Below are 20752 nucleotides of genomic sequence, written 5' to 3' on the forward strand. Positions count from 1 at the left end.
TCCACAACCAATTTTTCGCACATGTGTTCAGAGATTCGCGGTTACGTTGCGTTCCTAGCGCGCCGACAGACACCTCATTACCCTGGGGCGCATGAACGACGACATTACAATCAGCCCCTACTCCAACTCGCCGAGCACGCGCGGCGTTGAGCGCATTGACTACGGCAATGTCACGATTTATAAGACCTCCGTCGGACCGATGGACAACAACGTCTACCTTTTGGTCGACTCCCGCGAGCCCGACAGTTCTCTACTTATCGACGCCGCCACCGACGCCGAGCACCTAATCCGCCTGGTTGAGCACGTCGGCGCGCAGGTGCGCACGATTGTCACCACGCACTCCCACGGCGATCACGTCCAGGCGCTCGGCGAACTTCTACAGGCATTCCCGGCCCGCCACATCACGTCCAGCCTCGACGCTGCCGACATTCCCGAGCCCGCCGACCAGCAGCTCGACGGCGGCGAGACCATCACGTTCGGCCAGGGCATCACGCTGCCCACGTTCATCCTGCGCGGACACACCAAGGGCGGTCTCTGCCTCGACCTGTCCGCCAAGGAGGCCGGCGCGCTTTCCGACGACACCCCGTCACACCACCTCTTCGTCGGTGACAGCATCTTCCCAGGCGGTGTCGGCAAAACGTACTCGCCCGAGGATTTCACGCAGCTTATCGACGATGTCGAGAGCCGCCTCTTTCACGTCTACCCCGCCGACTCGGTGATTCACCCCGGCCACGGCAAAGACACCACAGTTGGTGTCGAGAGCCCCGAGGTCGAGAACTGGCGCCAGCGTGGTTGGTAGCGCTGGATGAGCGTGGTCGGTAGTGCTGGATGAGTGTGGTTGGCAGCGCTGGATGCAGCCGGAGCTTCTGAAAAACTCGTCATTCCCGCGACATAAATAGGCCGGGCTGCGTAGGATTAATAGTGAATTACAGCGACCAGATGGCCAAAAACACGGTTTCACCTGGACGACAAAGGAGATGGAATTTAGATGATTCGCAAGTTTGCCCGACCAATGCTGGCCTCGGTTTTCGTTGCCGACGGTGTCGACACGCTGATGAACCAAAAGGATCATGAAGAGGGCGCACGCGACCTAATTGCCCGCGTCCGCTCCGTAACCCCGAACCAGTACAACAAGTACGTGCCAAATAGTGAGAAGCTGGTTGTCCAGGTCGTCGCTGGTACCAAGGTTGCTGCGGGTTCCCTCTACGCTCTGGGTAAGGCTCCACGCCTGTCCGCCACCGCTCTGGTCGCTGCACAGGTTCCGACGATGCTGGCTCGCCACGCATTCTGGGAGACCCAGGATTCGAAGGAGAAGGCAGCTCGCCGCACTGGTTTCCTGACCGACATCGGTCTGCTGGGTGGCCTCTTCCTGGCTACCGCTGACACCGACGGCAAGCCGGGTGTCGCTTGGCGCGCTGAGAAGGCAGGCAAGCAGCTGAACAAGAAGGTTCAGGCTGCCCTGCCGACCAAGTCTGAAACCGAGCAGCGCACTGAGGAAATCAGCGCAGCCTTCGCTTCCGCCGGCGAGAACGTCCGCGAAAAGGCTGGCCTGCTCCGTGACCGCGCTTCTGAGGCCACCGATGGGGCTCGTGAATACGTCGAGGACAACAAGGACGGCTGGCGCGAGCAGCTCACCGACGCCTTCGACACCGCTAAGAGCTACGTCGAGGACAACAAGGACGACTGGATTGCCAAGGCTACCGAGCTCGCTGAGGACGCTCGCGACTACGCCGAGGACCTGGGCAAGGATCTCAAGAAGGACACTCGCAAGCAGCGCAAGGAACTGCGCAAGCGCGCAGCCAAGGCTTCCAAGGAGGCCAAGAAGTCCGCAAAGAAGGCGCAGAAGCGCCTGCAGTAAGTTTGCTGCCGCAGTTAAAGCGGTATACTTAAACGCTCCCCACGCCACTACGCGTGCGGGAGCGTTTTCATATTTTTATATTCATTCAGCACATCAGTTAGCACTAATTTTGCGATTCGTTGAGGAGACCAGGTTGGCGTCGCGCGCATCCGAGCCCGGGCAGGACCAGACAGGCCGCATTGGCCGCACTGGCCAGGCAGGTCTGCCGGACCAAGCAAGTTCAGCACCACAGCGAGAAGAAGAAAGCATCCTCGCTGCAGAACAGGCCTACGTCGATCGTGCGTTCAGCTTCCTCGACCGGGCACGCGAGCGCGACCAAGAGTACCTGCGCCAGGTCATGCTCATCGACGACCCAGACCCGCAAGCCCGCGTTGAACGCGAGGTGGAATACCACCGACTACAGGCTAATCTGGACCGCTACCGCTCAGCCGAGATTGGCCTGGTCTTTGGTCGAATCGATATCGATGACACAGACCCCGACAATCCTTTGGCAGAGGAAGGGCCGGGGGCGACCGTCGATAAGCGATACATCGGGCGAATCGGCCTGTCCGATGAAGACGACGACTACCGCACGGTCATCATGGATTGGCGTGCCGACGGTGCGCGCCCGTTTTACCTGGCCACGACCGCGCATCCCGAGGGAGTCAGCCTGCGCCGACACCTGCGCACTCACGGCCGGAAGGTCCGCAGCATTGACGACGAATGGCTCTCCGGCGAGGAAGCCGACAGCGCACACGAGACCGAAGTTGAAGCGGGCGTCGGTGGCGAATCGGTGCTGCGGGAGGTCATGAATCAAGCGCGCACCGGCCATATGCGCGGCATTGTGGAGACCATCCAGCGCGAGCAGGACCTCATCATCCGCGACTCAACCCGCGGCACCCTGGTCGTCCAGGGCGGTCCCGGCACGGGCAAGACGGCGGTGGCGCTGCATCGCGTCGCGTGGCTTCTCTACACCTACCGCGATCAACTGGCGAAAACCGGTGTCCTCATCATCGGCCCGAACACAACCTTCCTCGACTACATCTCGCGCGTGCTGCCGAGCCTCGGCGAAACGGGCGTGGTACTGACCACCATTGCCGATCTCTACCCCGGCGTGCGCGGTTCCGACGCGCTTATCGACGGACACAACCCCGAACCCTTGGTTGCGCAGGAAGTTAAGGGCTCGATTGAGATGCTCACGATCCTGCGTGAGGCCGTGCGGGCCTACCAGGAGCTGCCCGCGGAACCTCTTGAGGTCCGGAACGACAACATCACTCTGACCATCACGCCGGAGATGGTGAAAGCCGCGCGGACGCGTGCGCGGAGGACTCGTAAACCCCACAATCTGGCTCGCCCGATTTTCCGCGATCACGTGGTGGAACTGCTGGCCGCACAGATGGCCGAGGTCATCGGTGCCGATCCGCTGGGCGGCGAAAACCTCCTGTCCGTGACCGACATTGCCGATCTACGCGACGAAATCGACGAATCCGGAGCAGTTGCCGACATCCTCGATGAGCTGTGGCCTGCGCTTACGCCCGAGCGGGTGCTGTCGGAGCTGCTGAGCTCTCGCGAGGCCATCGACTACGCCGCCACCGATTACGACGAGCTGACGCGCGAGGCTCTCTACCGGCCGGAAGGCACCGACTGGATGCCTTCCGACGCCCCGCTTCTCGACGAGCTGGCGGAACTCCTCGGCCCAGTTGGTGACGCGGAGGCCGATGAAGAGGATTGGCAGGCCCGCGTCGAGGAAGCGCAGGGCGCGTTGGATACCCTGTCCAGTTCTGCGTCCCAGGATCTTGACGACGGCTTCGAGGCCGAGATCTTGTCAGCGTATGACGTCATCGATGCCGAGGCACTGGCCGAACGCCACCGTGAGCGCGACCTGCGATCCACCGCCGAGCGGGCGGCGGCGGATCGCCTGTGGGCCTACGGCCATGTCATCGTCGACGAGGCTCAGGAACTCTCCGCGATGGCCTGGCGAATGCTGCGCCGCCGCAGCCCCAACGGCTGGATGACCCTCGTCGGCGACGTGGCCCAGACGGGCTCCCCCGCAGGTGCCGCGACCTGGGATGATGTGCTGGAACCCATCATCGGCTCGAGGTGGCATCTCCACGAGCTGACCGTCAACTACCGCACCCCAGCTGAGGTGATGGAGGTCGCCGCCAGCGTCCTGGCCGAGATTGATCCGGAGCTGGAGGCACCGCAGTCGATCCGCGCGACCGGCCGCAAGCCTGTCCAGGCTCGCACCGTGACGGAGGCTCTGGCGCATGTGGAGCAGGTTGCGCAGCCGGACCGCCTGGTCGCTGTGATCGCGCCCGCCGAGTTGCTCGAAGCCACGCGCGCGGAGGTGCGGGATTTTCTCGGTGGTGGAGCTGATGGAGATGGTGACCCTGATGGTGCTGGCGGGGCTAGTGCCGCCGATGACGCACCTGCTACTCGCCCCAGCAAACTCACCAACTGCGCGGTCTACGACATCACGACCTCAAAAGGCCTGGAATTCGACGAGGTCATCGTCGTTGCGCCCGACCAGATTGTGGCGCAATCCCCACAGGGGCTACAGGACCTGTACGTTGCACTGACTCGTGCGACCCAGGGGCTAATTGTTGTGGCGCCTCAGCAGTCGGGCGTTTTGCCGGAGCTGCAATGGTTAGAATGACGAGGATAGTGCCGTACAGAATGAGTGAGACATTATGTCCCAAAACTATCTACCTCAGCTAGCTGAACTTCGCGCACGCCGTCTCATTGCCCAGGGGTTAGCTGCAAGTCAAGCACGCAGCGATTGGAATACAAACCTCAACTCGCCTGCATTATCAGCAACGCATGGCATGGTCGCTCTACAAGGGCAGAATTATTCGAACGGTGTTAATGCCATCGCCCTACGCAGTGGCAGCACCACCGACGATGTTTTAGCAGCCATTTCTTCTTACGACATCGTTCGCTGTTGGTCTCAACGAGGCACCCTGCACTTTGTTTCAGCGCAAGACGCGGGAGCAATTATGAGGTTGACGAATCCGCGCATCGAAAAGGCAGCAGCAAGACGTCGTACGACACTCGGGCTTTCTCAAGATGATGTGCAGACCGCAAGGGCAGCATTTCATTCCGAATTGCGCTCACGTGGCCTGTCCGACCCGCTGACTCGGACTGAAGCCTATGAGGTTTTCGCAGATCATGGAATAGACCCCACGGAACAAAGAGGTCCTCACCTACTGCGCACATTCGGCGGCGAAGGCGCTGTCGTCCAAGGGCCACGAAAAGGATCCGAAGATACCTTCGTCCTGCTTGCCGACGTAACTTTCAAAGGCGGCCTCTCAGCAAATACCACGGAGGGCTCCAGCACAGAACACTCAGCTGAATCCACGCTGGCCGACATTGCCTGGCGCTATGTTAATTCCCGCGGACCTATCTGTGTAGCTGACTTCGCGTGGTGGCTGGGGCTGACGAAAACTCAAGCGAAAAAGGCCTTTAAGCTTATCGACCACTTAATAGCTCCTTTCTCCCTCGATTCCTCTGCCTCTCCGCACACGCCAACTGACACAGAATTCACCGGCGAAGGACTCGCACAAAATGAGTACTTCATGCCGGCATGGCAGCAGAACGTAGCTGAGGCCGAGCTTGAAGCCGCGCTTTCACTGACGCTTCGACTGCCCGCTTTTGACGAGTACCTCATGGGCTATGGCAGCCGTACCGAAGTTCTTCCTGAATCCCTTCGCAACCAGGTCTTAACCAGAAACGGAATTAGCTGGCCTTTTGTAGTTGAAGAAGGGGTTATCACCGGCCGACAATAGAAAAACCGGCACCTCAACTAAGAGATGCCGGTTTAAAACGAAAGCTAAATTGTTAGCTGACGGTCTTACTAGCTCACCGTTTTGTTAGCTCACAGTGTGAACAATCATGACGTCACAGTCCGACTGACGAGCAACATCAGCCGGCACGGAGCCCAGCAGACGACCAGTCAGCGAGTTAATACCGCGGTTGCCAACCACCAGCAGGTCAGCGCGACGGTCAGTGACCAGAGACATCAGAGCCTCAACCGGGGAGCCGGAACGAACCTCGGTCTCAACCTTGGTAGCGCCGACGGCCTCTGCGGCCTCCTTAGCAGCAGCCAGGTTCTTCTGAGCCGGGTCATCACCGAGGACCTGAACCGAATCCTGGCGCAGGGTCTTGGACGCATCCTCTGCAGTCTCGTAGTAAGCGCAGCCGATAACCAGGGTGGCATCGAAAGCCGCGGCAATCGAGGCAGCGCGCTCTACTGCGAGCAGCGACGACTTAGAACCATCCGTGCCGACAACAATGGTCTTGTAATCACTCATGAAAACTATCCCTCACTGTGGAAGTTGCATTAAAACAGTTCATCGTGCGTAACGCCGTCGTTGCCCCGAACCCACTGGCCAGAGGCACTTTCGCGAATACACTGTTTTACTTCCCACAACAGTAGCAAAAAACTACTCGACACCGGCCTCAATCATCCCCTTTAGTTCCTTCTTGAGGTCGAAAATCTCATCGCGCAAGCGCCCCGCGAGCTCGAACTTCAACTCTCGCGCAGCCGCGGCCATCTGCTCCGACAAATCCGCGATAAGCGCCTCGAGCTCCGCCCTCGGCATCTGCTTACCGCTAGCACCACCGGCCGCGCCCGAGCCGTCGGCACGCGAGAGCAGCGCATCAGCGGCCGCACCGGTCTTGCCTTCGTAATCGGTGTCAGCGTTGTCGTAGACCTGATCCAGAATGTCCGCAATCTTCTTGCGCAGCGGCTGCGGATCGATGTCATGCTCAGTGTTGTACGCGATCTGCTTTTCGCGGCGACGCTCCGTCTCATCGATGGCGAACCGCATGGAATCGGTGATCTTGTCGGCGTACATGTGCACCTCGCCGGAGACGTTTCGCGCGGCACGACCAATCGTCTGAATCAACGAGCGCTCCGAACGCAGGAACCCCTCCTTGTCGGCGTCGAGGATTGCCACCAGCGAAACCTCGGGCAAGTCCAGCCCCTCGCGCAGCAGGTTAATACCGACCAGCACGTCGTACTCGCCGAGACGCAACTGCCGCAGCAACTCAACGCGCTTGAGCGTATCAACATCCGAGTGCATGTAGCGCACCTGCACGCCATTTTCGAGCAGGTAGTCGGTCAGATCCTCCGCCATCTTCTTCGTCAGGGTGGTCACAAGAACGCGCTCGTCACGCTCGGTGCGCTTTCGGATCTCGCCGATCAAATCATCGATCTGCCCCTCAGTAGGCTTAACGACGATCTTGGGGTCCACCAGCCCAGTCGGACGAATAACCTGCTCCACATACTCGCCACCGGTCTTTTCGAGCTCATAGTCACCCGGCGTTGCGGACATGAACACGACCTGGCCCACTCTGGCATCGAATTCGTCGAACGTCAGCGGGCGGTTATCCAGCGCCGATGGGAGGCGGAAACCGAAGTCGACGAGGTTGCGCTTACGGGAAGCGTCGCCTTCGAACATGCCGCCAATCTGCGGCACGGTGACGTGCGACTCATCGATGATGGTGAGGAAGTCCTCCGGGAAATAGTCAATGAGCGTCGCGGGGGCCGAGCCCGGCGCGCGACCATCGATGTGGCGCGAGTAGTTCTCAATGCCGGAGCAGAAGCCGACCTGTTCAATCATTTCGAGGTCGTACTCCGTGCGCATGCGCAGACGCTGTGCTTCCAGCAACTTGCCCCGGTTTTCCAGATCCGCCAGGCGTTCGGCGAGTTCGGCCTTGATGTCCGCGACGGCCCGTTCCATCCGCTCCGGGCCTGCGACGTAGTGCGTAGCTGGGAAGATGCGCAGCTCAGGGACTTGGTCGATGACGTCGCCTGTGACTGGATTGAGGTAGTACAGCGAATCAATCTCGTCGCCGAAGAACTCCACCCGCACGGCCTTTTCTTCGTAGGCCGGGATGATATCGACCACGTCACCTTTTACTCGGAAGGTGCCGCGGGTAAAGGCAATGTCATTGCGGGCGTACTGAATGTCCACCAAAAGGCGCAGGAACTGGTCGCGGTCGACTTCCTCGCCCTCCTTCAGCCACACCGAACGGTCGAGGTATGACTGCGGGGTACCCAGGCCATAGATGCAAGAAACAGAGCTGACGACGACTACGTCGCGACGCGACAGCAGCGCTGAAGTAGCCGAGTGGCGCAGGCGCTCCACGTCCTCGTTGATGGAGGAATCCTTTTCAATATAGGTATCGGTCTGCGCGATGTAGGCCTCGGGTTGGTAGTAGTCGTAGTACGAAACGAAGTACTCGACCGCGTTGTTTGGCAGCAGGCTGCGGAGCTCATTGGCCAGCTGGGCCGCAAGCGTCTTGTTCGGTGCCATGACGAGGGTTGGCCGCTGCACCTTTTCGATCAACCACGCTGCGGTGGCTGACTTACCGGTGCCCGTGGCACCCATCAGGACTACCTCGCGCTCGCCTCTATCTAGGCGCTCCGACAGTTCCGCGATTGCCTGCGGCTGGTCGCCCGAGGGCTCGAACTCGCTGATGACCTCGAAGTTTCCCTCAGCGCGCTCGACTTCACCGACGGGACGGAACTCCGAGTGCGCGAGGACGGGTTGCTCTGCTGCAAATGCCATAGTTCCCAGCGTAGCGAAGGCTGTCTTGAAAGCGGCTGGTTACGTTACTTCCTGGGGCTTTGGGCTGTCCAGGGCTAGGGTCCAGAGCCTAGGAGCGGCTGTCGAGTTCCGGACCAACATTAAAATCGGTACAGATTTGGACAAGGCTGGCATAAAGTCGGTGCCAGGCCAGCAAAGGCGGGTTCCGCTTCACCAGCTGGCCCTTAGTGCGCATGGACTGACTCCTGGTGAAGCGCAAGCCGTCTTATCGATGGTCCGCGGCTGCGGCTGCGAGGCTGCAAGGCTGCAAGGCTGCGGGAGGCCTGGGTTATCCACACCCTGAAAGTTGTCCACAGATTGGACGTGGAGCCTCTCTCACAGAAAATCCCCTGGGCCGAAAAAGCTTAGAGTCCCGACCATGGGAAGTTTCACCACGGCCGAGTTGCGTGCACTCGGCATCGGAGAGAAAAAGACCAGAGCCCTCCTACAACAAGGCAGGCTAATTAAATTGGTACGTGGCCTCTACATTGACGACCACTCTCCCGCCTCAGTCGCCCGAGCAATCACGGGGCATTACAAAAGCATTGCGCTAACCGGTAAAAGCGCAGCTCAAATCCACTTGAGACTTCCCCTGACACTTCCTATCCAGGCAGAAGGCGCGGGATCAGTTCAGGCCGAGACCTTCTCCATTAGGCACAGCCGCCTACCGTCCTACACCAGCATCAATGGCCTCCCAGTTGTCGAAGCACTCTGGGCAGCACGAGCTTCAAAAGACTATGCACGCAGAATCCTGGAAACACACTACGCCGGCCGGGACGGCGAGAAGCGACTCAACCACGACCTCAGCCGGATGCGGAAAGTTCCCGCCTGGCTGCGTGAAACCATCGCCACCACGCCAATCGGCTCATGCAGCGAACTCGAGCGCAAGCTGGCCCGTCCACTAATCAAGCGCGGGTACCGCATCCGAATGAACCAGTACATCGGCCCCTACTGCTTCGACATCCTGCTTGACCAGTGGAAAATAGCTATCGAAGTCGACTCAGAGACGTACCACGCTAACGAGGACTCGTTCATCGCAGATCGCTGGAAGGCCAACTCCGGCACGCTGCACGGCTGGATAGTCCTGCGGTTCACAGACTCATGCATCAATTGGAATCTCGACAGTGTCCTCGACGAAATCGAGCAGGCAATTCGATGGGTGCAAAAGCGCCGTCCCCGCGTGGACTATAAACCAGGATGGCCTGCCTGTCAGAAAGTTTGGGAATGGAATCCAACGGTTGGCTACGCCAATAAGCAGCGATAAACAGCCGATATCGCGAGATAAACAGCCATCCACTTGCCAAATTGTTATTTATTTTGTAATGAAAACTGACCGAACAGCAACTAGCCTGGCGCCTATGAACACTTCGCGCCGCACACCAGTCCACACGCCCGCTACGACTCGCCCAGGTTCCACCACTCGAAAAGCAACCTCACACCGAGCCCTTGTGGCCGGCATCCTCGCTACCACCGCATTGGCTTTCACCGCCTGCTCAACACAGGAAACTGAAGCAGCGCCCGAATCTGCTGCTCCGGTTGAAACCACTACCGTTACTCAGACCGAGGATGGCGTGTCTGACAAGAGTTCGGGCAACACGCCAAACCCAACCGGTTCTGCACCGGACCAGGGAGGCGATACATCGACGGCGGAGACTGGTGGCGCGTCGACGTCGTCAAGCGAAAGAGGCGACAACGGCGACGGGAGCCGGCTTCGTCAGGACATGACCGCTGAAATCTACAACAACCCCTCGCCGGGATCTACCTTCATGGCGGCCGGCGAACAGGCAACCACCTGCATCTACGGCGATGGGTACGGCCTCAACCTCATCGCGGCGGGCCCGAATACCAGCTGCGACTTTGCGAAGGCCGTTTTCAACCAGCAGACCGAGGGGCTTAACGCCTCGGAGGACAATATCCGCGACCACCTGCAGCCAAACATCAAGGCCAAGAGTCCCGCGACCGGGAAGACCTACGACCTCAGCTGCAGCACACAAGACGACGTTGTCGTGTGCACCGGCGGCAACAACGCGAAGTTTTACATGTACTAGCGCACCAGGTGGCGGTCGGCAGTCGGTGCAACTGCTGGCCGCCAGCCGCGATTCGCCGATGGGGAATCGCAACAAGCCCGCAAACTCCCGCCTACAGTGAAACCATGACTGTTTCCCGCTTGCGCCCCTTCGGCGAGACCATCTTCGCCACCATGTCCCGCCTCGCTACCGAGCACGAGGCAATCAATCTTGGGCAGGGCTTCCCGGATTGGGATGGGCCGGACGAGGTGCTCGCGGAGGCGCGACATCAGATAGCTGGAGGAAACAACCAGTACGGCCCCGGCCGCGGTATGAAGGTGCTCCGTGATGCCATCGTCGCCGATCGCGCCCGCCGCACGGGGCAGGTCTACGACGCCGACACCGAATGCCTCGTCACGGTCGGCGCCACGGAGGCGATTGCCGCCACCGCCTTGGGGCATCTCGAACCCGGCAGCCACGTCATCGTCATCGAGCCGTACTACGACTCGTACAAAGCCGTCATCGCACTGGCTAACTGCACATATACCGCGGTGCCGCTCATCCCCGCAGCTTCCGGCACGGCACGCTCCTGGTCGCTCGACCGCAGCGCGCTTGCCGATGCCGTCACCGCTAAAACGGCCATGATTATCATCAATTCGCCGCACAACCCCACCGGCACCGTCCTCACGGAGGAGGACTTGCAGGCCATCGCCGATGTCGCCATCGCAAACAATCTACTCGTGCTTGCCGACGAAGTCTACGAACGCCTGTACTTCAACGGATTGTCACACTCTTCCATCAGCGCTCTGCCCGGCATGCGCGAGCGAACCATTGTCGTGTCCAGCGCCGCAAAAACCTTCAACGTCACCGGATGGAAGATCGGCTGGGCGCTGGCCCCGACCGAACTACTCGATGGCGTCGTCAAGGCCAAGCAGTTCTTGAGCTATGTCGGCGCCACTCCCCTTCAGCCCGCAGTCGCCCGTGGCCTGCAGGAATGTGCCCCATGGGTGGACGAGCTGGCGGGTCAGCTCGAGGGCAACATGCGGCTCCTCGCCGATGGGTTGGAGGGCCTTGGCGCCGACGTCTTCACGCCGCAGGCAGGGTATTTTGTCGTCGCCGATGTCTCGAGCTGGGGGCTTGGCGACGCCCTGGAGACCTGCACCCTGCTGGTCAAGGAATGCCGCGTCGCAGCCATCCCCGTCACCGCTTTTGTGGATGACCCAGAGTCAGAAAAGTACCGCTACCTGGTGCGGTTCGCTTTCTGCAAGCGCGCCGAGGTGATTGAGGAGGCTATCATCCGGCTGCGGGATTATCTTGCTGCCCGGCCTGCAGCTGGCGAATCTGATTCAGCGGCTGAATAATCCGCTCCCAAATCCGGTCGACCTGGCGCACGAGGTCCTCCTCGGTGCCTGAGTTTTCCAGAACCACGTCGGCGAACTGCAGGCGCTTGTCATCGCTGATTTGCTTAGCGATGCGCTGCTTCGCATCCTCTCGGTCTACACCGCGGCTTTCCACCAGACGGTCGAGACGGACCTCCACCGGGGTATGCACAACTACGACGAGGTCCTGTGCTTCCGACTGCCCCATTTCAATCAACAGCGGAGAGTCAAAAACAATGATGGCGTCACCTGCCGCGTTGAACTGCTCTTCGGTGCGCTGCTCAATACGCGGATGGGTGATGGAGTTCAGCAGCTCCGTCTTCTCCGCGGATACGAAGGCCCGCTTCGCAAGTTCGCCGCGGTTGAGGGAGCCGTCGTCAAGCAAAATGCCCTCGCCGAAAGCTTCGGCGAGTTCGGCCAGCGCCGGTTCCCCGGGTTCGACGACATCGCGAGCGATCTGATCAGCGTCGATGATGACAGCACCGAGCTCGGCAAACCTACGGGCGACCGTAGATTTCCCACTGCCCATGCCACCGGTTAGTCCTACTTTGAGCATGTCTCTAAGGGTACGTGGACACGCCCCCGCACGTTAGTGCTTTACGACGAGATCCTCGATGCGGTGACCCTCTTCAACGGGATCTGGGTTGACTGGGGCCGGGGCGGTGCCGTTACCGAATGGGCTGCCACCAAGGGCCTCACGGCCGTGCGGCTGGAGCAGGTCAGAGAGCTCCGGCCCCTTCGGGACAATCCCTAAAGGATTGAGGTCGCAGTGGACCTCGTAGTAATGGCGCTTGATATCGACGAGGTCAGTGGTGTCGCCGAAGCCCGGAGTCTGGAAGAGATCACGCAGGTAGTTGTATAGAACCGGCATCTCGGAGATCTTGCTCCGGTTGCACTTGAAGTGGCCGTGGTAGACGGCATCGAAGCGGATGAGGGTTGTGTAAAGGCGAATGTCGGCCTCAGTGATGTGGTCGCCCATGAGGTAACGGCGGGTCTCCAAGCGCTCAGAAACCTTGTCTAGGGCATTGAACAGCCGGTCGTAAGCTTTGTCGTAGGAGTCCTGCGAGCCTGCGAAGCCGCAGCGGTAGACACCGTTATTGATCTCGGTGTAGATGAACTGCATAAGCTCATCCATTTCCTCGCGCATCTCCACCGGGTAAAGATCCGGGGCGCCTTCGCGGTGGAACTCGGTCCACTCGGTAATGAAGTCCAAGGTGATCCAGGGAAAGTCATTGGTCACGACCTCGCCCGACTCGATCTCGACGATGGCCGGAACAGTAATGCCGCGCTGGTAGTCCGGGAAACGCTTGAGGAATGCCTCCTGGAGGCGCTCGTAGCCTAGTACTTCGTCACGGCCACCTGGTCCCTTGTCGAATGCCCAGGAGCGGGCATCGTGCACTGGCCCTGGAATTCCGACTGAAATTGCATCTTCCAAGCCGAGCAACCTGCGAACAATAAGCGTGCGATGCGCCCACGGGCAGGCGCGAGCTGCAACAAGGCGGTAGCGACCGGCTTCAACGGGCCACGTCTTAATTCCGTCGCCTACCTCGCGACCGTTCTTAACAATGCGGTCGTTGATATAGCGGGTGTCGCGGTTAAAGTCCTTGCCCTCCTGGGAGTACACACCACCGGTGGAGTGGGAGGAATCCTCTACCTGGTTAGCGTTATCTACCTGCTTGGCTTCGCCCTTTGTTGTCATGTCATCAATCATATGGGCAGAAAGATAGGCTGTCAACGGCAGTAAGGGCAGCCAGAGCCACCAAAATCGACAAGGCCACCAGGACATTAGAGCCCTTAGGGCCAATAGGACGGCTTGCGCTTCGCCAGCAGCCCGTTACTGTGCAGCAAGCCACTTCTGGTGAAGCGCAAGCCCGCTTTAGGCAACAGCGGCGCCACCTTTATGGCCCAAAGCTCCATCACCCGGACCAAGGATGCAGCAAGCCCTCAAGCCGCCGATATAAGAACAAGGCCGAGCAGGTGCCCGTCGTAAAGCAAAGAAGGCACGAAAAAGCCCCAGCGAGGAAAACCTCGCCGGGGCAATTTCTCAAAGGGACGTGTAAGCCCTTAGCGGTCTAGCTTAGTTGCCAGCCAGCTTCTCGCGCAGAGCAGCGAGCTGCTCGTCGGAAGCCAGGGTGCCGCCTGCATTGTCTGCAGCCGGTGCGGCCGGAGCAGCCGGAGCTGCCTCGCCGGACTCGGAGGAGTAGTTCGAAGCGGTCTCTGCAGCCTCGGCAGCTGCAGCGCGGTGACGCTCGATCTGGGCAGCGTGCAGCTGGTGGTGACGCTCTGCCTCTGCGTAGCGAGCCTCCCACTCTGCGCGCTGGGTCTCGAAGCCCTCCATCCACTCGTTGGTCTCCGGGTCGAAGCCCTCCGGGAAGATGTAGTTGCCCTGCTCGTCGTAGGAGTCGCCCATGCCGTACTTGGTCGGGTCGAACTCTTCGGTGAAGTCCTCGTCAGCCTGCTTGAGGGACAGGGAGATACGACGACGCTCGAGGTCGATGTCGATGACCTTGACCATGACCTGCTCGTCGACGGAGACGATCTGGTCCGGAACATCGATGTGGCGGGAAGCCAGCTCGGAGATGTGAACCAGGCCCTCGATGCCCTCCTCGACGCGGACGAACGCACCGAACGGAACCAGCTTGGTGACCTTGCCCGGAACAATCTGGCCGATTGCGTGAGTGCGGGCGAAGACGCGCCACGGATCTTCCTGAGTAGCCTTCAGGGACAGGGAAACGCGCTCGCGGTTCAGGTCGACCTCGAGAACCTCGACAGTGACCTCGTCGCCAACCTGGACAACCTCGGACGGGTGGTCGATGTGCTTCCAGGACAGCTCGGAAACGTGAACCAGGCCGTCAACACCGCCGAGATCGACGAATGCGCCGAAGTTGACGATGGAGGAAACGACACCCTTGCGGACCTGGCCCTTCTGCAGCTGGTGCAGGAACTCAGAGCGGACCTCAGACTGGGTCTGCTCGAGCCATGCACGGCGGGACAGAACGACGTTGTTGCGGTTCTTGTCGAGCTCGATGATCTTGGCCTCGATCTCCTGGCCGATGTACGGCTGGAGGTCGCGGACACGACGCATCTCGACGAGGGAAGCCGGCAGGAAGCCGCGCAGGCCGATGTCGAGGATCAGGCCGCCCTTGACGACCTCGATGACGGTACCGGTAACCGGTTCGTCGTTCTCCTTGAGCTGCTCGATGGTGCCCCAAGCACGCTCGTACTGAGCGCGCTTCTTGGACAGGATGAGGCGGCCTTCCTTGTCTTCCTTGGTCAGGACCAGCGCGTCGATCTCATCGCCAACTTCGACCACTTCGTCAGGGTCGACATCGTGCTTGATGGACAGTTCGCGGGAAGGAATGACACCTTCAGTCTTGTAGCCGATGTCGAGAAGAACCTCGTCGCGGTCAACCTTAACGACGGTGCCTTCAACGATGTCACCATCGTTGAAGTACTTCATCGTCGAGTCGACAGCGGCCAGGAAATCCTCAGCGGTGCCAATGTCGTTGATGGCAACCTGAGGGACGTTAGAAGTGGACATATAAGATGTGCTCCGAAGCGGATAGAAATCGAAAAACGGACAATTTCGGCCTTGCCCCTCAAAGAAACCCCTGGACAACCGGGCCAAATCCGCTTTCGGCGAATCTCACCATTGGCAATTAGTTAACCCGATGTCCATGAAGCTCGAGGCTGCAAAGTCGGCACGCTAATGCATACCTAGCGAACAATACCGATTTGAGCTGCGACATTCAAGTCCGCAACACATCCGCGGCAAGCCCGCAACAAGTCCGCCGACCAGCACTACGGCCCGACCTTCGCACCACTAATGCGCAGCAGTATCCCAATTCACACCAGCACCGATAGAAACATCCAACGGCACCAACAATTCAGCCGCCGAGTCCATCTCCCGATGCAGCAGCTCCTTGATGGCCGCCTCTTCCCCATCTGCAACTTCAACAACCAATTCGTCATGAACCTGCAGGAGGACACGTGAGCGCAACCCGCCCCGTCGTAAAGCATCGTCGACCCGGAGCATTGCAATCTTAATAATGTCTGCCGCCGAGCCCTGGATCGGCGAGTTCAATGCCGCGCGTTCCGCGTTATCGCGAGCGATGCGGTTGTCGGCGTTGAGTTCCGGCAGGTAGCGACGACGATCGAACATCGTGGCCGTAAAGCCGTCCTTGCGCGCCCGCTCAACAACCTTGTGCAGATAATCGCGCACACCACCGAAGCGCTCGAAGTAGTCCTCCATGAGCTTCTTCGCCTCGCGCTGCGGAATGTCGAGCTGCTGAGCCAGACCAAAAGCGCTCAGACCATAAGCCAATCCGTAGCTCATCGCCTTTACACGACGACGCAGCTCAGGCGTAACCTCATCGATGCCGACGCCGAAGACCTTCGAGCCGACGTAGTTATGCAGGTCCTCGCCCTGGCGGTAGGCCTCAATCAGCCCCGGATCCTGCGATAGGTGCGCCATCACGCGCATCTCAATCTGCGAGTAGTCCGCGGTGATCAGCTGCTCATAGCCATCGCCGACCACGAACGCCTCACGAATCCGTCGCCCGAACTCCGTGCGCACCGGGATGTTCTGCAGATTCGGCTCCGTCGACGACAGACGCCCCGTCGCCGCGACCGCCTGATTAAAAGTCGTATGAATACGGCCATCATCAGCGACAGCCTTAATCAGCCCCTCCACGGTCGACTTCATCTTCTGCGACTCGCGGAACTTCAACAGGTAATCCAGGAACGGATGCGGGTTGACCTTCGCCAGCCCCTCAATTTCCTTCGCCGCCGTGGAATAGCCCGTCTTCGTCTTCTTTGTCTTGGGCATTCCCAGCTGGTCAAACAGGACCTCTTGCAACTGCTTCGGCGATCCGAGATTCAGCTCAGGCTTATCGACGAGGTTGCGAGCCTCACTCTCCGCCTCATCGGTAGCCGCCTGCGCCTGCTTTCGGAGCTCCTCGAGCGCATCAACATCGACAGCGATACCGGCACGCTCCATCCGACCCAGCACTGGGGCGAGCGGGACTTCCAGGTCGGCGTACACACTGTAGAGCCCGGCCTCGTCGAGTTCGACAGCCAATCGCTCAGCCAGGTCGATGACGGCGGCGACATGGGAAGCGTCTTCGGCCGGGCCATCGAGCAGGGTCATCTGGCCCTCGGCCTGCGAAAGAGTCTGGCCCAGGTGACGCTGGACGACGTTGTCCAAGCTGTAGCTGCGCTGGCTTGGGCGCAGCAGATACGCAGCCAGGAAGGTGTCGTGGATGACCCCGGCCAGCTCGAAGTCGTAGTTCCAGAGTGCATGCATGGCCGTTTTAGAGTCATGCACCAGCTTCGGATGGTCGCCAGCGAGCCACTCGCGCAGTGCGTCGGCATCTTCGGCGGAAAGATCACCCAAGTCGAGAGAAACAGCCTGGCCGGAGGTCTTGCCCTTCTCATCTGCGGAGCCAATCATCAGGGTGTGCTCCCCGACCTGCAACGCGGCCGGCTCGTGCAGATTATCGAGCCAGGCAGCCAGGGCGCCGTCGTCAAGCGAAACAGCCTCGAGCTTTGTCGCACTGTCGCTGGTGGAGGCGGTGACGCCCGCGCCTTCGATGGAAAGGGTGCGGAACACGCGCTCGCGAAGGTTGTCGCCGAATTCGAGGCGGTCGAAGAAGTCGATGATTCCCTGGGCGTCGGCGGGACGGAGCTCGAGCTCGTTCGGACCGTATGGCAAGGGCAGGTCCTTGACCATTTCGGTGATGTCGCGGTTCAGCTGGACGTTTGCGACGCGCTCGCGGAAGTTATCGCCGACTTTGCCGCGGATTTCGTCAGCGTGGTCGATGAGGTTTGCCAGCGTGCCGTACTGAACGATCCACTTCGTCGCGGTCTTCTCGCCGACCCCCGGAATGCCCGGGAGGTTGTCGGAGGGGTCGCCGCGGAGAGCAGCGAAGTCCGGGTACTGAGTCGGCGTCAGACCGTACTTCTTCTCGATAGCAGCAGGCGTGAAGCGATGCAGCGTGGTGACGCCGCGCATTGGATAAAGCACCGTCGTGGTGTCGTTGACCAACTGGAACGAGTCACGGTCACCAGTGACGATGAGCGTTTCGAAGCCCTCAGGCTTGGCTTGGGTAGCCAAAGTCGCGATAATGTCGTCGGCCTCATAGTTGTCCTTTTCCAGCGTGACGATGCCCATCTCTTTCAGCACCTGCTGAATAAGCGGCACCTGACCACGGAATTCCTCAGGAGTCTTCTCACGCTGAGCCTTATACTCCGGGAAGATCTCGTTGCGGAAGGTCTCGCGGGCGACATCGAAGGCGACCGCCACGTGCGTGGGCGTTTCCTCGCTGAGGATATTGGACAGCATAGAAAGGAAGCCGTACACCGCGTTCGTTGTCTGACCACCGGTAGTTGAGAAATTATCCACCGGAAGGGCAAAGAACGCGCGGAAGGCCATGGAATGACCGTCGATAAGCATGAGGGTCTTCTTCATGACATCCCAGTGTAGGAAAATATTGAACAGCGTAGGAAAACTGAGATGCGCGCTGAGGAATCGCGAGCTGCGGAGGATGAGCTGTTGGCCGGTCAGCTTCAGTGAACAATAATTACGGTAATCAGGCTGCATTTTGAAACGGATTCAGCAGCCCCTTAGTCCACCTGAACAGTGATTCGCAAGAGTGAGCCTCTCGAGCGTCGCTTGGCACCTGGTTTCAGTTTCCGAAATGCTGTAATCCAACTTTAATATTCGCCTTATTTTCCTGGAGTTTTTCCATATTTTCCAGCGATTGTTCAACAGCATGCACGGAACCTGCCCCAAATGAGGCACCTAGAAATTACCCCCTCTTTGAGGTGGCCGCGAAAACATATCACCACGTCCTGCGCATGCCTCTGAAATCAATTGGCGTAGTTACGCTTTCATGGCTTTAGACTCTTCAGCATGAGTGAGTTCGATTCGACCGATTTCCAACGGAGCGCCCAGTCCACCCGCGACCGCATCATCGCGGCTGCAGCTCGGCACTTCGCGCGCAAGCCTTTGCGAAGCGTGCCGCTGAAGGAAATTGCCAGCGATGCGGGCGTTAGCGCGCCGCTCATCATCAAGTACTTCGGCTCCAAAGAAGGTCTCATGGCCGAACTGATTGACTTCAGCCAGTTCAAAGGCACACTCAGCCGAGCTCCCTTCAATGAACTTGGCCAGCGGATGGCCAGCGCTATTTTGACTGGTCAAGGAATGGCCGGACAGTCCATGATTCCGCTGATTGTCGGGTCCCTCGACTCCGAGGAAACTGCAAAAGTCATCGCCGAGCGGTTCAATGAAGCTGTTGCAGATGACTTGATTCGCCGCGTCGAAGAGGACGGACCGGAAGACGTTAGCCACGATGCTGCTGTGCACCGCAGCCAAATGGCTATTTCCCTCTGCGTCGGATACCTAGTTCTTTCTGATACTGGCCTAATCGATGAGGCCAACGCACCGAGGATTTCGGTGGAGGCCCTGGGCAGCTGCCTGCAGCAGATCATCGAACACGGCTAAGAACTGAGCACGGCTAAGAAAGCAGCTCCACTGCCCACCGTCTACTGCCCCCCCCCACTGCCACCGACTACTCCTGCGTAACTCACTGAATCAGCAGCGCCACCCCAGGCGCTGCTTTTTTGTTTTGTGTCTTTAATCGCACCCCGAAGCTACTAATACACACACGGAAATACGCTTCTTCTCAGGTGGAAGACATACAATGGCCTGCGATGTCTACTGAAAATACGAGCGCTCCTGGCGCAGAGTCGACCACGCTGCCGACCACGAGCCCCTACTCTGAAATCCCGAAGCCGACCCCGCTGGGTGTCATCGCCAACGCAGTTCGCGGTGGCCTCATTGGTCTCGCCGAGACGATTCCGGGGGTCTCCGGCGGCACCCTTGCGCTGATCACGGGCATCTACGGACGCCTGATTGAATCGGCAAAGCGCATCACCGACCTGCCGCGGGCAACTTCGAAGGGCACCTTCAAGGAGGACCTTCGCAGAATCGACTGGTGGCTGCTCATCCCGGTGGCTATCGGCATGGTTGCCGTGGTCTTCTCCATGGCAGGCATCATGGAGAACTTCGTCACCAACCAACCAGTCGCTTCTCGAGCACTGTTCATGGGCATGATCGCCGCCTCGATTACCATGCCGCTGAACGAGCTACCGCCAGGCGCTCTGCGTCAGCCGGGCATGCGCGGCAAGGCCATCGCCGTCTTCCTGTTCTTCAGCATCGCCCTGTTCGCGCTTACTTCCCTGCCACAGGCCGCGCCGACGCAGCCGCCTCTCTGGCTTGTACTCATCGCCGCCTCGATTGCCGTGTGCGCACTGGTTCTGCCGGGCGTTTCGGGCTCTTTCTTCCTGCTGGTCATCGGACTCTACGCACCGACCATGGGCGCAATTCACGACCGTGACTTCGCCTACATCGGCACGTTCTTCGTCGGCGCGCTGATCGGCATCGTCCTGTTCATCCGCCTCCTCGAATGGCTGCTGAGTACGCACCAGGCGCTCACGTTGGTCGCCATGTCCGGCCTCATGCTCGGTTCGCTGCGCGCTCTCTGGCCGTGGCAGACCGAAAACAACGAGCTCCAGGGCATCGGCTCCGACTGGGGACTCGCCCTCGGACTGTTCATTCTCGGCGCCGCAATCGTCAGCGTCGTCGCTTATGCGCAGCGCCGTTTTTCTAATTCGGGGTCGATGGACTAAACTAGTCAAAGTCGCTTCGATAGAGCATTTTCGCTTATCGACGGCTTTGCGCCCCTGTAGCCCAATTGGCAGAGGCAACGGATTCAAAACCCGTCCAGTGTGAGTTCGAGTCTCACCGGGGGCACGATTTTAAAACCCGCCTTCACCTGACTTTTAGCCTGGTGGGGGCGGGTTTTTGATTGGGTTAGTATTCACTATCTTTCACTCTTTTTCGGGTTAAGTAAAGAAAAGTGTGTCTTTTCCGGG

Annotated in this window: 15 protein-coding genes and 1 tRNA gene; 10 read left to right on the forward strand and 6 right to left on the reverse strand. The window is 59.6% G+C overall.

Features of this window, described 5'->3' with window-relative positions:
* Positions 1–91: 91 nt before the first annotated feature.
* From HMPREF2878_RS00125 to HMPREF2878_RS00140, 4 genes are all read left to right on the forward strand, one after another.
* Positions 92–799 (forward strand): MBL fold metallo-hydrolase, encoded by a 708-nt coding sequence (locus HMPREF2878_RS00125; protein WP_083295677.1) that lies wholly within the window; start codon positions 92–94, stop codon positions 797–799.
* A gap of 189 nt (positions 800–988) precedes the next feature.
* Entirely contained in the window at positions 989–1858 is an 870-nt protein-coding gene (locus HMPREF2878_RS00130) for a DoxX family protein (RefSeq protein WP_016422909.1), read from the forward strand.
* A 133-nt stretch (positions 1859–1991) separates the two neighbouring features.
* Positions 1992–4493 carry a HelD family protein gene (locus tag HMPREF2878_RS00135; protein ID WP_070652657.1) on the forward strand — a complete coding sequence of 834 codons (2502 nt, stop codon included), beginning with the start codon at positions 1992–1994 and terminating at the stop codon, positions 4491–4493.
* Positions 4494–4527: 34 nt separating this feature from the next.
* Positions 4528–5622, forward strand: coding sequence for a DNA glycosylase AlkZ-like family protein (locus HMPREF2878_RS00140; protein WP_065421639.1), 1095 nt, complete (start codon positions 4528–4530; stop codon positions 5620–5622).
* 84 nt (positions 5623–5706) lie between these two features.
* On the opposite strand, the gene HMPREF2878_RS00145 is transcribed toward HMPREF2878_RS00140, so the two are convergent.
* The gene (locus tag HMPREF2878_RS00145) at positions 5707–6147 is read right to left on the reverse strand and encodes a universal stress protein (RefSeq protein ID WP_005511992.1); all 441 of its coding nucleotides are present in this window, start codon (positions 6145–6147) and stop codon (positions 5707–5709) included.
* Between the two features lie 132 nt (positions 6148–6279).
* A complete protein-coding gene (gene uvrB, locus HMPREF2878_RS00150; protein ID WP_049193953.1) occupies positions 6280–8412 on the reverse strand; it encodes an excinuclease ABC subunit UvrB in 2133 nt (710 codons plus the stop codon).
* A 397-nt stretch (positions 8413–8809) separates the two neighbouring features.
* On the opposite strand from uvrB, the gene HMPREF2878_RS00155 reads away from it, so the two are divergent.
* The 3 genes from HMPREF2878_RS00155 to HMPREF2878_RS00165 all read left to right on the forward strand — a co-directional run bounded on the left by HMPREF2878_RS00155 (position 8810) and on the right by HMPREF2878_RS00165 (position 11797).
* On the forward strand, positions 8810–9694 hold the full coding sequence (locus tag HMPREF2878_RS00155; RefSeq protein ID WP_049193954.1) for a DUF559 domain-containing protein: 885 nt from the start codon (positions 8810–8812) through the stop codon (positions 9692–9694).
* A 94-nt stretch (positions 9695–9788) separates the two neighbouring features.
* On the forward strand, positions 9789–10478 hold the full coding sequence (locus tag HMPREF2878_RS00160; protein WP_246821804.1) for a hypothetical protein: 690 nt from the start codon (positions 9789–9791) through the stop codon (positions 10476–10478).
* 104 nt (positions 10479–10582) lie between these two features.
* Entirely contained in the window at positions 10583–11797 is a 1215-nt protein-coding gene (locus HMPREF2878_RS00165; protein WP_070652659.1) for an aminotransferase class I/II-fold pyridoxal phosphate-dependent enzyme, read from the forward strand.
* Here HMPREF2878_RS00165 and coaE read toward each other — a convergent pair.
* The 4 genes from coaE to polA form a co-directional block, all read right to left on the reverse strand.
* Positions 11730–12371 carry a dephospho-CoA kinase gene (gene coaE, locus HMPREF2878_RS00170; protein ID WP_069359775.1) on the reverse strand — a complete coding sequence of 214 codons (642 nt, stop codon included), beginning with the start codon at positions 12369–12371 and terminating at the stop codon, positions 11730–11732. The two genes, HMPREF2878_RS00165 and coaE, sit on opposite strands and share 68 nt — an antisense overlap.
* A gap of 33 nt (positions 12372–12404) precedes the next feature.
* Complete coding sequence (locus HMPREF2878_RS00175; RefSeq protein WP_371326175.1) at positions 12405–13514, reverse strand: glutathione S-transferase family protein; 1110 nt, start codon at positions 13512–13514, stop codon at positions 12405–12407.
* 378 nt (positions 13515–13892) lie between these two features.
* Complete coding sequence (gene rpsA / locus HMPREF2878_RS00180) at positions 13893–15356, reverse strand: 30S ribosomal protein S1 (protein ID WP_005510285.1); 1464 nt, start codon at positions 15354–15356, stop codon at positions 13893–13895.
* Between the two features lie 282 nt (positions 15357–15638).
* Positions 15639–18269, reverse strand: coding sequence for a DNA polymerase I (gene polA, locus HMPREF2878_RS00185; protein ID WP_070652663.1), 2631 nt, complete (start codon positions 18267–18269; stop codon positions 15639–15641).
* 459 nt (positions 18270–18728) lie between these two features.
* On the opposite strand from polA, the gene HMPREF2878_RS00190 reads away from it, so the two are divergent.
* From HMPREF2878_RS00190 to HMPREF2878_RS00200, 3 genes are all read left to right on the forward strand, one after another.
* A complete protein-coding gene (locus HMPREF2878_RS00190) occupies positions 18729–19319 on the forward strand; it encodes a TetR/AcrR family transcriptional regulator (RefSeq protein WP_070652661.1) in 591 nt (196 codons plus the stop codon).
* A 209-nt stretch (positions 19320–19528) separates the two neighbouring features.
* Positions 19529–20506 (forward strand): DUF368 domain-containing protein, encoded by a 978-nt coding sequence (locus HMPREF2878_RS00195; RefSeq protein ID WP_070652662.1) that lies wholly within the window; start codon positions 19529–19531, stop codon positions 20504–20506.
* A gap of 50 nt (positions 20507–20556) precedes the next feature.
* A tRNA-Leu gene (locus tag HMPREF2878_RS00200) sits at positions 20557–20630 on the forward strand.
* Positions 20631–20752: the final 122 nt, after the last annotated feature.

This window comes from Corynebacterium sp. HMSC065H09 (genome assembly GCF_001812845.1).
Classification (GTDB): domain Bacteria; phylum Actinomycetota; class Actinomycetes; order Mycobacteriales; family Mycobacteriaceae; genus Corynebacterium; species Corynebacterium jeikeium_D.

Bases quoted from the DNA above. Each gene is read 5' to 3' on its own strand.
- HMPREF2878_RS00125 (WP_083295677.1), top strand. From the start codon at position 92: ATGAACGACGACATTACAATCAGCCCCTACTCCAACTCGCCGAGCACG.
- HMPREF2878_RS00130 (WP_016422909.1), top strand. From the start codon at position 989: ATGATTCGCAAGTTTGCCCGACCAATGCTGGCCTCGGTTTTCGTTGCC.
- HMPREF2878_RS00140 (WP_065421639.1), top strand. From the start codon at position 4,528: ATGTCCCAAAACTATCTACCTCAGCTAGCTGAACTTCGCGCACGCCGT.
- HMPREF2878_RS00145 (WP_005511992.1), bottom strand. From the start codon at position 6,147: ATGAGTGATTACAAGACCATTGTTGTCGGCACGGATGGTTCTAAGTCG.
- uvrB (WP_049193953.1), bottom strand. From the start codon at position 8,412: ATGGCATTTGCAGCAGAGCAACCCGTCCTCGCGCACTCGGAGTTCCGT.
- HMPREF2878_RS00155 (WP_049193954.1), top strand. From the start codon at position 8,810: ATGGGAAGTTTCACCACGGCCGAGTTGCGTGCACTCGGCATCGGAGAG.
- HMPREF2878_RS00160 (WP_246821804.1), top strand. From the start codon at position 9,789: ATGAACACTTCGCGCCGCACACCAGTCCACACGCCCGCTACGACTCGC.
- HMPREF2878_RS00165 (WP_070652659.1), top strand. From the start codon at position 10,583: ATGACTGTTTCCCGCTTGCGCCCCTTCGGCGAGACCATCTTCGCCACC.
- coaE (WP_069359775.1), bottom strand. From the start codon at position 12,371: ATGCTCAAAGTAGGACTAACCGGTGGCATGGGCAGTGGGAAATCTACG.
- HMPREF2878_RS00175 (WP_371326175.1), bottom strand. From the start codon at position 13,514: ATGACAACAAAGGGCGAAGCCAAGCAGGTAGATAACGCTAACCAGGTA.
- rpsA (WP_005510285.1), bottom strand. From the start codon at position 15,356: ATGTCCACTTCTAACGTCCCTCAGGTTGCCATCAACGACATTGGCACC.
- polA (WP_070652663.1), bottom strand. From the start codon at position 18,269: ATGCTTATCGACGGTCATTCCATGGCCTTCCGCGCGTTCTTTGCCCTT.
- HMPREF2878_RS00190 (WP_070652661.1), top strand. From the start codon at position 18,729: ATGAGTGAGTTCGATTCGACCGATTTCCAACGGAGCGCCCAGTCCACC.
- HMPREF2878_RS00195 (WP_070652662.1), top strand. From the start codon at position 19,529: ATGTCTACTGAAAATACGAGCGCTCCTGGCGCAGAGTCGACCACGCTG.